Annotated in this window: 12 protein-coding genes; 8 read left to right on the top strand and 4 right to left on the bottom strand. The window is 64.2% G+C overall.

Annotation, left to right across the window (positions count from 1 at the left end; all coding sequences use genetic code 11):
- The first annotated feature begins 266 nt into the window (after nucleotides 1-266).
- Genes NKJ55_RS08250 through NKJ55_RS08225 form a run of 6 tightly spaced genes read left to right on the top strand, consistent with a single transcriptional unit; the run spans nucleotide 267 to nucleotide 7,328 of the window.
- Complete coding sequence (locus tag NKJ55_RS08250) at nucleotides 267-1,127, top strand: FAD binding domain-containing protein (protein WP_352449459.1); 861 nt, start codon at nucleotides 267-269, stop codon at nucleotides 1,125-1,127.
- The gene (locus tag NKJ55_RS08245) at nucleotides 1,127-3,880 is read left to right on the top strand and encodes a molybdopterin-dependent oxidoreductase (RefSeq protein WP_352449458.1); all 2,754 of its coding nucleotides are present in this window, start codon (nucleotides 1,127-1,129) and stop codon (nucleotides 3,878-3,880) included. The genes NKJ55_RS08250 and NKJ55_RS08245 overlap by 1 nt, the downstream gene beginning before the upstream one ends.
- A complete protein-coding gene (locus NKJ55_RS08240; RefSeq protein ID WP_352449457.1) occupies nucleotides 3,877-5,421 on the top strand; it encodes a 6-hydroxynicotinate reductase in 1,545 nt (514 codons plus the stop codon). The genes NKJ55_RS08245 and NKJ55_RS08240 overlap by 4 nt, the downstream gene beginning before the upstream one ends.
- Complete coding sequence (locus NKJ55_RS08235) at nucleotides 5,418-6,293, top strand: UPF0280 family protein (protein ID WP_352449456.1); 876 nt, start codon at nucleotides 5,418-5,420, stop codon at nucleotides 6,291-6,293. Before NKJ55_RS08240 ends, NKJ55_RS08235 begins: the two co-directional genes overlap by 4 nt.
- Complete coding sequence (locus NKJ55_RS08230; RefSeq protein ID WP_023676966.1) at nucleotides 6,286-6,870, top strand: amino acid synthesis family protein; 585 nt, start codon at nucleotides 6,286-6,288, stop codon at nucleotides 6,868-6,870. The genes NKJ55_RS08235 and NKJ55_RS08230 overlap by 8 nt, the downstream gene beginning before the upstream one ends.
- Nucleotides 6,867-7,328: a MarR family winged helix-turn-helix transcriptional regulator gene (locus NKJ55_RS08225; RefSeq protein WP_352449630.1), complete on the top strand. Its 462-nt coding sequence runs from the start codon at nucleotides 6,867-6,869 to the stop codon at nucleotides 7,326-7,328. Before NKJ55_RS08230 ends, NKJ55_RS08225 begins: the two co-directional genes overlap by 4 nt.
- Before the next feature lie 68 nt (nucleotides 7,329-7,396).
- On the opposite strand, the gene NKJ55_RS08220 is transcribed toward NKJ55_RS08225, so the two are convergent.
- From NKJ55_RS08220 to NKJ55_RS08210, 3 genes are read right to left on the bottom strand one after another with little or no spacing between them, the layout of a single operon-like run.
- Nucleotides 7,397-8,362 carry a substrate-binding domain-containing protein gene (locus NKJ55_RS08220; protein ID WP_254815861.1) on the bottom strand — a complete coding sequence of 322 codons (966 nt, stop codon included), beginning with the start codon at nucleotides 8,360-8,362 and terminating at the stop codon, nucleotides 7,397-7,399.
- Nucleotides 8,359-9,672 (bottom strand): ABC transporter permease, encoded by a 1,314-nt coding sequence (locus NKJ55_RS08215; protein WP_023676963.1) that lies wholly within the window; start codon nucleotides 9,670-9,672, stop codon nucleotides 8,359-8,361. The genes NKJ55_RS08220 and NKJ55_RS08215 overlap by 4 nt, the downstream gene beginning before the upstream one ends.
- Entirely contained in the window at nucleotides 9,669-11,252 is a 1,584-nt protein-coding gene (locus NKJ55_RS08210; protein WP_352449455.1) for a sugar ABC transporter ATP-binding protein, read from the bottom strand. The genes NKJ55_RS08215 and NKJ55_RS08210 overlap by 4 nt, the downstream gene beginning before the upstream one ends.
- A 217-nt stretch (nucleotides 11,253-11,469) precedes the next feature.
- Between NKJ55_RS08210 and NKJ55_RS08205 the strand changes: the two genes are divergently transcribed.
- Entirely contained in the window at nucleotides 11,470-12,489 is a 1,020-nt protein-coding gene (locus tag NKJ55_RS08205; RefSeq protein ID WP_352449454.1) for a LacI family DNA-binding transcriptional regulator, read from the top strand.
- Nucleotides 12,490-12,743: 254 nt separating this feature from the next.
- Nucleotides 12,744-13,367, top strand: a complete 624-nt coding sequence (locus NKJ55_RS08200) for a L,D-transpeptidase (RefSeq protein ID WP_352449453.1) — start codon at nucleotides 12,744-12,746, stop codon at nucleotides 13,365-13,367.
- 156 nt (nucleotides 13,368-13,523) lie between these two features.
- On the opposite strand, the gene NKJ55_RS08195 is transcribed toward NKJ55_RS08200, so the two are convergent.
- Nucleotides 13,524-14,525 carry an LLM class flavin-dependent oxidoreductase gene (locus NKJ55_RS08195; RefSeq protein WP_023676959.1) on the bottom strand — a complete coding sequence of 334 codons (1,002 nt, stop codon included), beginning with the start codon at nucleotides 14,523-14,525 and terminating at the stop codon, nucleotides 13,524-13,526.
- Nucleotides 14,526-14,599: the final 74 nt, after the last annotated feature.

The raw sequence follows: 14,599 nt of genomic DNA, 5'->3' as shown, positions 1-14,599 counted from the left end.
TCCTTATTTTCTTGGTCTTGAGCTTAGGCTCCAATGAAAACGCGACCGGACGCAGAAACTTGACCAGATGGCCGGCTGCGTCAACCTCTCATGGCATAACAAATGCGTTCCGGGTGCACCGGTGCCAACAGCCGTGCAAACTCTGGCTTTGACAATTCCTGCCGGCTTGATATCATTTGCATACGAATGAATTTCCTGCCTTGAATGCTCGGGAAAATCTTTCGGCAGGATCCCCTCTCGGGAAGCCCATTCTGGGAAGGCAAAGCGTGATCCGTTACGCAAAACCCACCACGGTCGACGATGCCCTCGCTTTGCTGGGCGAAGGGCAATGGCGCATCCTCGCCGGCGGCACCGACTTCTATCCGGCACAGGGCAGCAAGCCTTTCCGCGACAATGTCCTCGATATCAATGGCCTGGTGGCATTGCGCGGCATTGCCGAAGCCGAAAACCATTGGCTCGTCGGCGCGCGCACCACCTGGACCGATCTCGTCCGCCATCCTCTGCCGGCGGCTTTCGACGCGCTGAAGCAGGCGGCGCGGGAAGTCGGCTCGGTGCAGATCCAGAACGTTGCCTCAATTGCCGGCAATCTCTGCAACGCCTCGCCGGCCGCCGACGGCGTGCCGGCGCTGCTGGTGCTCGATGCCGAAGTCGAACTGCGTTCCGCTGTGGCGACCCGGCATCTGCCCCTTGCAGAATTCATCCTCGGCAACCGTCGCACCGCACTGCAGCCCGGCGAAATGGTCACGGCAATCCGCATTCCCAAACCCGCGACCGCCGGCAGCTCCGCCTTCGTGAAACTCGGCGCGCGGCGTTATCTCGTCATCTCCATCGCCATGGCCGCCGCACGCCTGGCCGTCGAAGATGGTATGGTCAGGAACGCGGCCGTCGCCGTCGGTTCCTGCTCGGTTGTCGCCAGGCGCCTGGCGGGTGTCGAGGCGGCGCTGCGCGGCCGGCCCGTCGGCCAAGCGCTGGCCACTTCGATCCAATCCGCACCAATGGACGAGCTGTCGCCGATCGGCGACGTGCGCGGCAGCGCCGAATATCGGCTGGACGCTGCGCGCGAGATCGTCGCCCGCGCCGTGCTTGGTGCGATGGGCGCTGTTCCCGACGAAAGGGCGGCGGCCTGATGGGCATGGAGCGCGCCGACATAGCCTTCGAAGTCAACGGCGCCGCCGTCAGCGTTTGTGTGCCGCCGGTGCGGCGGCTGTCTGCGGTGCTGCGCGACGAGTTGCGGCTGACCGGCACCAAGATCGGCTGTGATGCCGGCGATTGCGGCGCCTGCACGGTGCTGGTCGACGGCGAGCCGGTCTGCGCCTGCCTGATTCCCGCGGCTTCCGCCTCCGGCACCGTGGTGACGACCGTCGAAGGCCTCGCCAATGGCCGGCTGTCGGGGCTGCAGGCCTCGTTTCTCAGCCATGGCGCAGCGCAATGCGGCGCCTGCACGCCCGGCCTGCTGGTCGCCGCAACGGCACTCCTGGACAGGACGCCTTGCCCGAGCGAGGCCGAAACGCAGGATGCGCTGGGCGGCGTGCTCTGCCGCTGTACCGGCTACCGCAAGATCGTCGCCGCGGTGATGGATGCTTGGCGCCACGCCGACGGCCTCGATCAGCGCATGCCATCCTCTGGCCATGCCGTCGGCTCCTCCCCGATCCGCCTCGATGGCCTTCCGAAAGTCACTGGCGGCGAAAAATTCGGCGGTGATTCATTCCCGGCCGACGCATTGTCGGTGCTGGTGGTCCGCTCGCCGCATTATCATGCCGCTTTCACTTTTGGCGATCTCGGCAGCTGGGTGAAATCCCGTTCCGGCATTGCCGGCGTCTTCACCGCCGCCGACATTCCGGGAAAGAATTGTTTCGGCGTCATCGCGCCCTTCGCCGACCAGCCGGCGCTGGCCGAAGGGGTTTCGCGCTTTCGCGGTGAGGCGGTGGCGCTGGTCGCCGGCGAACGCGAGGCTATCCTCGATCTCGACCTTGCCGATTTTCCTGTCAGTTGGACCGAGTTGCCGCATTTTCTGGAAACTGGCGAAGCGCAGGCCGGCGGTGCGCCACTGGTCCATGAAAACCGGCCCTCGAACCTGCTCACCTCCGGCTTCGTCGAGCGTGGCGACCCCGAAGCCGCGCTTGCCGGTGCGGCTTTCGTCGTTTCCGGCGCCATCGACACCTCCTATGTCGAGCATGCCTATATCGAACCGGAAGCCGGCTATGCCTTCATGGACGGCGACACGCTGGTCGTCGTCGCCTGCACGCAGGCGCCCTATATGGACCGTGACGACACGGCAAAAGTGCTCGGCCTTGCCCCGGAAAAGGTGCGCATCGTGCCGACCGCCACCGGCGGCGGCTTCGGCTCCAAGCTCGACGTCTCGCTGCAACCGCTCATCGGCCTCGTCGCCATGAAAACCGGCCGGCCGGCGGCGCTCGCCTATAGCCGCACCGAATCGATGATCTCGACCACCAAGCGCCATCCGGCTCTGATGAGAGCGAGCATCGGCGCCGATGCCGACGGCCGCATCACCGGCATGGTCTTCGCCGGCGATTTCAATACCGGCGCCTATGCCAGCTGGGGGCCGACGGTCGCCAACCGCGTGCCGGTGCACGCCTCCGGCCCTTATGCGACGCCGAACTATCGCGCCGAAGGCCGCGCCATCCACACCAACGGCCCGATTGCCGGCGCCTTTCGGGGTTTCGGCGTGCCGCAGGCGACGATCATGCAGGAGACCCTCTATGACGAGCTGGCCGACAAGCTCGGCATAGATCGGTTCGACTTTCGCCTGAAGAACTGCCTTCGGAACGGGTCCGAAACAGTTACCGGGCAGCGGCTCGAGTCGGGCGTCGGCATCGCCGACTGCCTGGAGGCCCTCCGTTCACATTGGCAGCGTGCCGTTCGCGATGCCGAAGCGTTCAACGCCCGCAGCAGCATCAAAAAACGCGGCGTCGGCATCGCTTCTTGCTGGTACGGCTGCGGCAACACCTCGCTGCCTAATCCGTCGAGCATCAAGGTCGGCATCTCGGCATCGGGCGAAGTCGTCCTGCATCAGGGTGCGGTCGATATCGGGCAAGGCTCGAACACCGTCATCGCGCAGATCTGCGCCGATGCGTTGGGTCTTCCGCTCGAAAAGCTGCGGCTGAAAGGCGCTGACACGGCGATCACCCCCGACGCCGGCAAGACCTCGGCCTCGCGCCAGACTTTCGTCACCGGCAAGGCCGCCGAAAAGGCCGGCCGCGCCTTGCGCGAGAAGATCTTGCGTTTCGCCAATGTCTCGGAAAAGGCGGCGATTGCGCTGGACGGCACAAGTCTGAGCATCAGGGAAGGCGAAGCGACCCGCCGCGTCGATCTTTCCTCGCTGAAGGCAGACCCCGAAGGCTTTGTCTTCCGCGCCGAGGAAAGCTACGACCCGCCGACGCTGCCGCTCGATGCCAAGGGCCAGGGCAAGCCTTATGCCGTCTATGGCTATGGCGCCCAGATCGCCGAACTGGAGGTCGACCTCAGGCTCGGCACCGTGAAGCTTATAAAAATCACCGCCGCTCACGATGTCGGCAAGGCCATCAACCCTTTACTGGCAGAGGGCCAGATCGAGGGTGGCATCGCCCAGGGCATCGGCATGGCGCTGATGGAGGAATTCATCCCCGGCCGCACCGAAAACCTGCACGATTATCTGATCCCGACGATCGGCGACGTGCCACCGATCGAGACCATCCTGATAGAAGTTCCGGACCCGGAAGGACCCTTCGGCGCCAAGGGTTTGGGCGAGCATGTGCTGATCCCGACGGCGCCGGCGATCCTCAACGCCATCCGCCACGCCACCGGTGTGCTGGTCACCAAAATTCCGGCGACGCCGACCCGCATCCGCGCCGCCATCCTCGACAAGGAGGCGCGCCGATGAGCGAGCTTGCCGAACGCTTCGAGACGCATGATCCCGGCGAGAAGCTGGTGGCCGAGAAGATCCGCTGCGATGCCTGTCCGGTCATGTGCTACATCGCCGATGGCCGCACCGGCGCCTGCGACCGCTACGGCAATGTTGGCGGCAGGATCGTGCGGATGGATCCACTGACCATCCTCGACCACGCGGCCGAGACCGGCGCCGCAATCGTACCCTTTGCCGAAGAAGGCGAGGCATGGGACGGCGAACTGGTCAACACCGGCCGCCGCTTCGTCACCGCCATCGGCGCCGGCACCACCTATCCCGATTACAAGCCGGCGCCCTTCATCGTCAGCCAGGAGGTCGAGGGCGTCGATCTGGTCACCGTCGTCACCGAGGGCATCTTCTCCTATTGCGGCGTCAAGGTGAAGATCGACACCGACCGTCATATCGGCCCCGAAACGGCGACGGTCCGTGCCCAAGGCGAGGCGATCGGCCATGTCACGACCGGCGAATACGGCTCGCAGATGCTGTCGCTGGGCGGCGTACATCATTTGACCGGCGGCTCGAAGGCTGAAGGGCGCGCCACCTGCGACGCCATGCTCGCCCTGTGCAACCGCAAACCGGTTGAACTCGTCATCGACGGCGGCGCCACCGTCATCGTCGAAGCCGGCAAGCCGCCGGTCATCGACGGCAAGCTCGAGCAGCGGATGCGCGTCGGCTGCGGTTCGGCTACTATAGGCATGTTCGCGACCCAATGGCGCGGCCTTGTCGACGAGGTGGTGGTGGTCGATGACCACATCACCGGCGTCGTCTCCGAGCATCAGGCCGGCAAGGTGCTTGGCTGGCAGGATACCGGCATCAAGATCATCGGCCGCCGTTCGACGCCGGGCCGTTATTTCAAGGTGTCGGAGCCCGGCCTCGGCTGGGGCGGCACCAGCATTTCCGACCCGCTGTCGATCCTTGGTGAATGGAACGCCAAAAAGGGTGCGCGCCCCGGCATGTCGCTGCTGATGGTCTCGACCACCGGTGAGCAATTCGCCTATTACGAGCTCGACGACGAACTGAAGCCGGTCCAGAAACCGTTCCCGGAGCGGCTGCGGAAGTCGGTCGAACTGATCGAGGACAATTGCGAGCCGGCGCTCTGCACCGTGCTTTTCGTCGGCGGCGCCGGCGGCTCGCTGCGCGCCGGCGTCACCGAGAACCCGGTCAATCTGACCCGCTCGGTGCAGGGCTTGACGACCTATGTGACGGTCGGCGGCGCGCCGGTCTATGTCTGGCCGGGCGGCGGCATCACGCTGATGGTCGACGTCACCCGCGTGCCGGAAGGCGCCTTCGGCTATGTGCCGACCCCGGCGCTGGTGGCGCCGATCGAGTTCACCATGCGCCACGACGATTATGTCAGGCTTGGCGGCTACGAAGGCGAAATCCGCAGCGTCGACGATATCCTGGCCAAGGGCGGCGAATATCTCAATCCGCGCCGCGGCACGGCCGCACCCCGTGACAATCCCTGGCCGCCGCTGGCGCAGTTGCGTCGCGCGGTCGCAAACGGGGCCGGGCGATGAACGGCCCGCAGGCGCATTGGCTCGAGGACGGCCGGAGGCTTCATCTCAATCATGGGCCGATCGACCTGATCGTCGAGGCATTCGGCGAGGCGAGTGAATGCAGCGCCGCATATCGCCAGGCAGTGGCGCGCTTCCAGACAATCCTGCCCGAACTGGTCGAAGAGTTGCCCGAACTGCGGCGCCCGGCCGCCTCGCGGCCACGTGCTTTCGCTGGCCCGACGGCGCGCCGCATGGAAGCGGCGATCGTTCCGCTAGCGAAACAATTCATCACACCGATGGCGGCCGTCGCCGGCTCGGTAGCCGACGAAGTGCTTGGCGCGCTGCTTGCCGGCCGCCCGCTCGAGCGCGCCTATGTCAACAATGGCGGCGACAGCGCGATCTATCTCGGCCACGGGCAGTCGATGACGCTTGCCATTGCCGGGACAGGTCATGGGTTGGCAGATCGTCTCACGATCCGCCCCGAAGACGGGATCCGCGGTGTCGCGACAAGCGGTTGGCGCGGCCGCTCCTTTTCGCTGGGCATCGCCGACGCGGTCACGGTGCTGGCGCGAACGGGTGCTGAAGCCGATGCCGCCGCGACCTTGATCGCCAACGCCGTCGACCTGCCCGGTCATCCGGCCGTTAGGCGCGTACGGGCGCGTGATCTCGCACCTGACAGCGACCTCGGCGACCGTTTGGTGACGCAGGGCGTGGGGCTGCTTTCCGCCGCTGAAATCGCTATTGCGCTGGAAGGCGGATTTGCCGTTGCCGAGGAGTTTCGGCGGCGCGGCCTGATTGCCGCCGCGGCGCTTTTCCTCGGCGGTCAGGCGCGCATCGCAGGTCCGATGGCGCTCGCCAATAAAGTTTTAGAGAGGGAAATTGCTCATGCCTGAGTTTCCGATCCGCAAGATCGCCGTGCTGACCGAAGAGATTTTTCACGAAGGCGGGCCGGTGGCGAAGGTGCCGCGGCGCCGCGCGGCGGCCATGGCTGTGGTCAAGAACCCGTTCGCCGGCCGTTACGTCGAGGAACTGCAGAGCGCCATGGAGGATTTGAAGCCGCTCGGGCTGCTGCTCTCCGACAGGCTTATTGCCGCATTGGGCGGCGACGTCAAACAGATCGACGGTTACGGCAAGGGCGCCATCGTCGGCATGGCGGGCGAGCTGGAGCATGGCGCGCTGTGGCATGTGCCGGGCGGCTATGCCATGCGCGAACGGCTCGGCGACGCCAAGGCGATCGTGCCCTCGGCGAAGAAGGTCGGCGGCTTCGGCGCGCGGCTCGATGTGCCGCTCGGCCACATCAACGCCGCCTATGTGCGCAGCCATTTCGATGCCATGGAAATCGGCATCAGCGATGGCCCCCGTCCCGACGAGATCCTGTTTTGCCTAGCCATGACCTGCGGCCCGCGCGTGCACGACCGCATGGGTGGGCTGGCGGCCAAGGACATTAAGGCATGGGATGGGCTGCGGTGAGCGCCGAGGACAATCTGCTCAAGCTGGTCGAGGCCGAGGAGCCTGACGAAAACGACTATCGCTTGCAGGAGCAGGTCGGCTTCATCCTGCGCAAGGCGCATCAGCGCCATGTCTCGATCTTCGCCGCACACATCGCCGATCTGACGCCGCCGCAATTTGCCGCTTTGGCCAAATTGCGCGACGTCGGCGAGACCTCGCAGAACCAGCTTGGCAGCCTGATCGCCATGGATGCGGCGACCGTGAAGGGCGTCATCGACCGGCTGAAAGCGCGTGGCTTTGTCGAACTTAGCAAACACGAAATCGACAAACGGCGCCTGCTGGTCAATCTGACCGCCGAGGGGCGCGACGCGATCGAGCAGCTGATTCCGCTTGCCCGTGAGATTACGCAGGAAACGCTGGCGCCGCTTTCCGCCAAGGAAGCGGCCATTTTCATGAAGCTGCTGGCCAAGCTGGCTTGAGCTGCTGCCTGCCGGCATTTGGTTGTTGTTCCTGCCGGGCGCTGAGCGCCCGGCAGGAAAGCCTCGTCTCAGAGGCCGTTGTCCTTCAGGATCTGGGCGGCATTTTCCTTGGTGATCTTCTGCGTCGGCAGGGTGATGGTCTTTTCCACCTTCTCCCCGTTCAGGAACTTGATCGCCTGCCGCAGCCCTTCGGCGCCCGGCGTCACATAAGTGAACGTCGCCGTCAGCTCGCCATTGGCGACGAGCTGCACGCCTTCATTGGGCAGGCCGTCGATGCCGATGAACTTGATGTCCTTCTCACGTCCGACGTCCTTGGCGGCAAGATAGGCGCCATAGGCCATCGGATCATTGTGGCCGTAGACGAGATCGATCTTCTCGTTGTTGCGCAGCGCCGTCGCCATGATGTTGTAGGCCTGGTCCTGCTTCCAGTCGCCCGACTGTTGGTCGAGCAGGTATTTTATGCCCGGCTCCTTGTCGGTGAATTCATGGAAACCGTCATGGCGGTCGTGTGCCGGCTGGGTGCCCATGCCGCCCCAGATCTCGACGACGTTGCCGGCGGCCTTGCCCTTGCCGCCAAGCAGCTCGACGGCATATTCACCGGCAGCCCGGCCGATCAGCTTGTTGTCGCCGCCGACGAACTGCGTGTAGTCGTTGGTTTCGACGTTGCGGTCGAGCACGAAGACTGGGATCTTGGCATCGATCGCCTGCTGCACGACACCGGTCAGGCCGGCGGATTCTTTCGGTGATACCAAGAGCGCATCGACCTCCTGACGGATAAGGTTTTCGACATCGGCGACCTGCTTCTCGGTCTTGTCCTCGCCGTCGGTGATGATCAGCTCGACTTCCGGATGCTTGGCCGCTTCGGCCAGGATGTCCTTGTTGAACTGGGCGCGCCAGGGTTCGATGGTCGTCACCTGCGAGAAGCCGATCTTCCACTTCTTGTCCTGCGCATGGGCGCCGCCGGCAAGCATGGCGGTCGTGGTCAGGAGTGCCGCTGTCAGCCCGGCGAGCTTCAACAATTCACGTCGTTTCATTTCTTGTTTCCTCCAATATTCAGAGACGCGGTCTCTTGCGACGGCCGCTTTGCCGCGGCCGTTTCCTTGTGCGCTTGCCCACCGGGCAGTCGCAGATAGAAAAGAAGATCACCGGCACTGCGCTCCTGTACGAGCACGGTACCGATGATGATCATCCCCTTCAGCACCAGCTGAAGATTCGAATTGATGTTGTGCAGCTGCAGGATGTTGGAGAGCAGCCCGAAGATCAGCACGCCGCAGAACGTCCCGGTGAGGCTGCCGCGTCCGCCCATCAGGCTGGTGCCGCCGATGACCACGGCGGCAATCGCGTCGAGCTCCAGCCCGGCGCCGGCGTCCGGCTTGCCTTGCCGGTACTGCGCGACATAGAGCACCGCCGCGATGCCGGCCAGCAGCCCTGACACGGCATAGGTGGCGATCTTCACGCGGCCTGCGGCGATGCCCGACAGCCGCGCCGCCTCCTCATTGCCGCCGATCGCATAGACATAGCGGCCGAACGGGGTGAAGCGCAGCACGGCGCCGTAGATCAGGATGGCGCCGAGGAAGAACAGGCCCGGCATCGGGATCACGCCGAATACCAGCGAGCGCAGCATTTCGAAATCGGCGGTGGCATTCGAGCCGGTGTAGACCGGCAGCACCGCATTGTTCTGGCCGGCCGTCAGCCGGGCGATGCCGAGCGCAGTGACCATCATCGCCAGCGTCACGATGAAGGGCTGCAGCCGCCCGGCGACGATGATGAAGCCGTTGAGCGCGCCGAACAGCAGGCCGACGCAAGGCGCCACCAGCAGCACGCCGAGCACGCCGAATTTTGAGCCCACCTGCGGCAGCAGGAACCACAGCACCAGACTGCACAGGATCACCCCGACAATGCCGGGTGTCACCAGCCCGCGAACGCTGTCCAACCTGATGTCGTGCGTGGCCTGCGCGCCGGCGCGGGATTTTTCGATGTTCAGCAGGATGAAACGAGTGACGAGGATGCCGAGGCAAAGGGCTGCCAGGGCAACTGTCGGCACCCCCAGCACCACCGCCGGCGTCACGCCGGGGACCGTCAGCAGCATGGCACAGACGACCGTGCAGATAGCCATCAGCGAGCCGACGGAAAGGTCGATACCGCCGGTGATGATCACCGCAGTCATGCCAGTGGCAATCAGCCCGGTGGTCGACACCTGGCGCAGCACATCGAGCAGGTTGCCGTAGGACAGGAAGATGTTGTTGCCCTTGGAGCTGATCGGCGAGCCGAGCACGCCGATCAGGAAGATGGCGATCAGGCCCCAATAGAGCTTCGTCCGGGACAGGATATGCAAAATGCTCATGCGGCAGGCCTCGTCATCGTCCGTCGCGGCGCCGCAAGCCGCATGATGGCCTCCTCGCTGGCTTGCGCGCGGGACAGGATTCCCGTCTGGCGGCCGTCGGCCATGACCAGGATACGGTCGGAAAGATGCAGCAGCTCCGGCAATTCCGAGCTGATGACGGCGATCGCCAGCCCGTCTCGCGCCAGCTTGAAGATGAGATCGTAAATTTCCCGCTTGGCACCGACATCGATGCCGCGTGTCGGCTCGTCGAGCAGCAGCACCCGCGGCCTCGTCGCCAGCCATTTGCCGATGACGACCTTCTGCTGGTTGCCGCCGGACAGCGTGCCGGCCGGCTGCTCGACGGTCTCGCAGCGAATGCCGAGCGCCTTGACGGCGTCCCGTGCCAGCCCTTGCTCACCGGCCAGCGAGCGCACGCCGAACCGCGCCAGCGCGCCGACCAGCGGCAGCGCGACATTGTCGGTGATCGAGGCCTCGAGATGCAGGCCTTGCGTCTTGCGGTCTTCCGTGACCAGAGCGATGCCGAGCCGGCGCGCATCGCGCGGCGAACGGATTTCTACTGCCTCGCCATCGAGCCTGATCTCACCGCCGGCGCGTCCGCCGCTGGACCCGAAGATGGTTTCCAGGATTTCGGTACGGCCCGAGCCCAGCAGCCCGCCGATACCGAGGATTTCTCCTGCGGCAAGATCGAAGCTGACGCCGTCGAGCACGGTGCGCCAACCATGGCGATTGGGCTTCGACAGCGACAGCTCGCTTACGGACAGGACGGTGTTGCCACCGGGGATGCGGTGCTCCTGGGAGGAAGCAAGCAGGTTTCGCCCGACCATCGCCGAAATTATGGCGTCTTCGTCGAGCTTGTCCATCACCCGCGTCAGGACGTGGCGTCCATCGCGAAACACGGTGACGCGGCTGGCCAGATGCATGACCTCGTCGATGCGGTGCGAAATGTAGACGATCGCCACGCCGCTGTCGGCGAGCTGGCGGATGATGCGGAACAGCCGCTGGCATTCGGCTGGCGAAAGGGCGGAGGTCGGCTCGTCCATGATCAGGATGCGTGCCGACATCGACAGCGCCTTGGCGATCTCGACCAGTTGCTGTTCGCCGACGCGCAAGGCACCGACGCGTGCATCCGGGTCGAGCTCGATGCCGAGCCTTTCCAAGAGCGTTCCGGCGGCGCGGCTGCTCGTCTTGCGGTCGACGATCAGTCCGGCGATCAGCTTCTCGCGGCCGAGAAAAATGTTGTCGGCGACGCTGAGTTCGGGGACGAGGTTCAGCTCCTGGTGGATGATGGCGATGCCGGCGCGCTCGGCCTCGCGGACGCCGGTAAAGCGCACCGGGTGGCCATCGATACTGACCGTTCCGTTATAATCCGTGTAGACGCCGGACAGGATCTTCATCAGCGTCGACTTGCCGGCGCCGTTCTCGCCCATCAGCGCATGGACTTCGCCGCGCCGCAGCTCGAAGCCGACATCGACGAGTGCCGCGATACCGCCGAAGGATTTGGAGATGTGCTCGGCCCTCAGCACGATAGCCGAGCCGTCCGCCGTAGCGCCTTCCGCAGGGATGGAATTGCCGTGCTGCATGACAAGGACGGCCTCCCTCCGTCGTCACCTAACGCCTCAAACGCTAATCTAAACGTTTCGATCATGTCAAGCCAATATCTGGAGCGTAAGATTGTTCCATTTCAATTCTTGCGCAAAATCATAAGATTCCGTACGTATTGCTGCCGCGGAGTGGTGAAACGTTTCGAAAATGACAGCGTCAGGACGAAAAAAGCAGCGCAAATCCACTGCACCGACCATGCTTCATGTGGCCGAGGCGGCGCGTGTTTCCGTGGCCACCGTATCGGCGCTGATCAACGGCACCGCGACCGTCAGCCCCGAGCTCAGCCAGCGCATCGAACAGGCGATCCGCGACATCGGCTACAAGCGCAACGCCATTGCCCGCAGCCTGAAGATGGGCACCACACGCACCATCGGTCTTACCGTCCCCCATATCACCAATCCGTTCTTTACCGACGTGGTTTCGGTCATCCAGCAGGCTTTCGACAGGGCCGGCTACGCCGTCATGCTGTGCTGCACCGACGAGCACCTGAACACGCAGGACGACCAGATCAGGCTGCTGCTCGACCGCATGGTCGACGGACTGATCGTCGCGCGTGTCGGTGACGGCGCGATCCTCAAACGGATTGTCGACGACGCCAATGTGCCCGTCGTGCTGCTCGACCGTGTTTGCCAGGGTGTCGACACCGATGCCGTCGTTCTCGACAATCAGCGCGCGGTGTTCGACGCCATCACTTACCTGATCGATCTCGGCCATCGGCGCATCGGCTACATCTCCGGCTCGTTCGATATCTCGCCGATGCATGACCGCATGGCGGGATACCGCGAGGCCCTCCAGGCCGCCGGCCTGCCGGCCGAGGCCGAACTCGTCCGCTTCGGCAACTTCCATGAAGTAGACGGCTACAACGCCACCATGCAGCTGCTTTCGCTGCACGACCGGCCGAGCGCCATCTTTTCGGCCAACAACCCGATGGTGATCGGCACCATGAAGGCCATTCGCGATATCGGCCTGTCATGTCCGGAGGATATTTCGGTCGCCTGCTTCGACGACTTTCCGTGGTCGGATGTGTTCCGGCCGCAATTGACCACGGTCGCACAGCCGGTGCAGGCGATTGGCGAACAGGCGGCCAATCTGCTGCTCGACCGGCTCGCCGGAAACAGGGATGCGCCGCCGCGCAAGCTGACGCTCAAGGGACGCTTGATGATCCGCAATTCATGCCGTCCGCTAGGTGCAACTGCGCAGAGCGTCAGCGCGTAGCGCTTGGGCTCTGTTCAGAAACCTTGCAATGCCGGACGGACAGCGCTCCCTCTGTCCTGCCGACCCCGGGCCTTCGCAGCCACTACGGGCGTTCGTCTTTCGAAAACCGAGCAATTGAAAGACACGGCGCCGATCGAGCCAAGTGGCCAACAATCAGCCAGCCGACAGTCAGGAAAATCTTGGCAATCGAAGCATGTCGGTTTAGGAATATGACGAGATGCGGCTGATCGCCCACACGGGCGCCGGCTTGAGTCATGCGCGTGAAATCGATCCTAATCGGGCTGGTACTTGCTGGGATGGTCGCATTCTTCGGCTGCACCACCGGCGGCGCATTAAAGACTTTCCCCTCGGCCTATGGCGGCCTCACCGACGCCGGTTTCCGCGTTCCGCCGGTTCCGATCTACAAGGTCGACCAAAAGTTCCATCGGCAGACAGTGCCTTATGCGACTGAAGAGGCGCCGGGCACCATCATTGTCGATACAGGAGCGAAGTTCCTCTACTACGTATTGGGAGACGGTCAGGCGCTGCGCTACGGAATCGGCGTCGGCAAGGCGGGCTTCGAGTGGCATGGCACTGCTCACGTTGCGAGGAAGCGCGAATGGCCGGATTGGAGCGCGCCGTCTGCGATGATCGTGCGCGAGCAGAAGCGAGGCCGCATCATACCGGCCCATATGGAGGGCGGACTCATGAACCCGCTCGGGGCGCGGGCGCTCTATCTCTTTAACGAGGAAGGTGACACTGGATATCGCCTGCACGGTAGCCCTGAATGGTGGTCCATCGGCAAAGCTGTGTCGGCGGGCTGCATTCGCCTCATGAACCAGGACATCATCGATCTCTATGACCGCGCCACAATCGGCACCAAGGTGATCGTCATTTAGTGGACGCCGCGTTTCCCGCTAACGGACGAGCATGACGAATCGAAAACCTCCGCGTAAAACGCGCGAAATGTTCGCTATGTCTTCGCACACCTGTTCGCGATGTTCCCTGCCTAAGGCCGGCCTTGCCCGCAACAGTGGCAAGTGGCGAACCAACTCTCAGGCAGCTTCAGACAGCGATTTGTGAGCGTCGGCCAGGATCTCGAACGAGCGCACCCGCGCCGCATGGTCGAAAATCTGCGCTGTGACCATCAGCTCGTCGGCCCCCGTGCGGCGCACAAACGCCTCGATGCCTTGCCTGACCGTTTCCGGGGAGCCGACGACGGCGCAGGAAAGCGCTTGGCCGAGCATGGTCTTGGCCATTGGATCGAGGTCGCGCTCATATCCTTCGACCGGCGGCGGCAATCGGCCGGGCCGGCCAGTGCGCAGATTGACGAAGGCCTGCTGCAGCGAGGTGAACAACAGCCGCGCCTCGGCATCGGAAGGAGCGGCGAAGACGTTGAGGCCGAGCATCACATAAGGCTTGTCGAGCTGCTCCGAAGGCTGGAAACGCGAGCGGTAGATCTCCAGAGCATGGTCGAGCTCGGCCGGCGCAAAATGCGAAGCGAAGGCGTAGGGCAGGCCGAGCATGGCGGCAAGCTGCGCGCCGTAGAGGCTGGAACCGAGAATCCAGATCGGCACCTTTTCGCCTTCGCCGGGCACCGCGCGGATGCGTTGGCCGTCTTCGGCCGGCTGCAAGTAACCCATCAGCTCGACGACGTCCTGCGGGAAATTGTCGGCGCCAGCGTCGAGGTTACGGCGCAGCGCCCGTGCCGTGGCCATGTCGGTGCCGGGCGCCCGGCCGAGGCCGAGATCGATGCGGCCAGGATGCAGAGCGTTAAGCGTACCGAACTGCTCGGCGATGACCAGCGGCGAATGATTGGGCAGCATGATGCCGCCGGCGCCGACGCGTATCGTATTGGTGCCGCCGGCCACATGGGCAATGACCACCGAGGTGGCGGCGCTGGCGATGCCCGGCATATTGTGGTGCTCTGCCAGCCAATAGCGCCGGTAACCCAGCCGCTCGGCATGACGGGCGAGATCGAGCGAATTGGCGAGTGACTGCGAAGCGTTGCTGCCTTCGACGATCGGCGACAGGTCGAGAACGGAAAGAACGGTCATCGGCGCGGGGTTCCTGTGGGCCGAAGGGATGTAGGAAGCCGTTGCCGAGGCGGCAAATTCAAAATGTTGATGGA

Source organism: Mesorhizobium sp. M0106 (assembly GCF_040322715.1).
GTDB lineage: Bacteria > Pseudomonadota > Alphaproteobacteria > Rhizobiales > Rhizobiaceae > Mesorhizobium.
The sequence above is the reverse complement of the archived record's forward strand: the minus strand, read 5'-3'. Positions and strand labels throughout refer to the sequence as shown.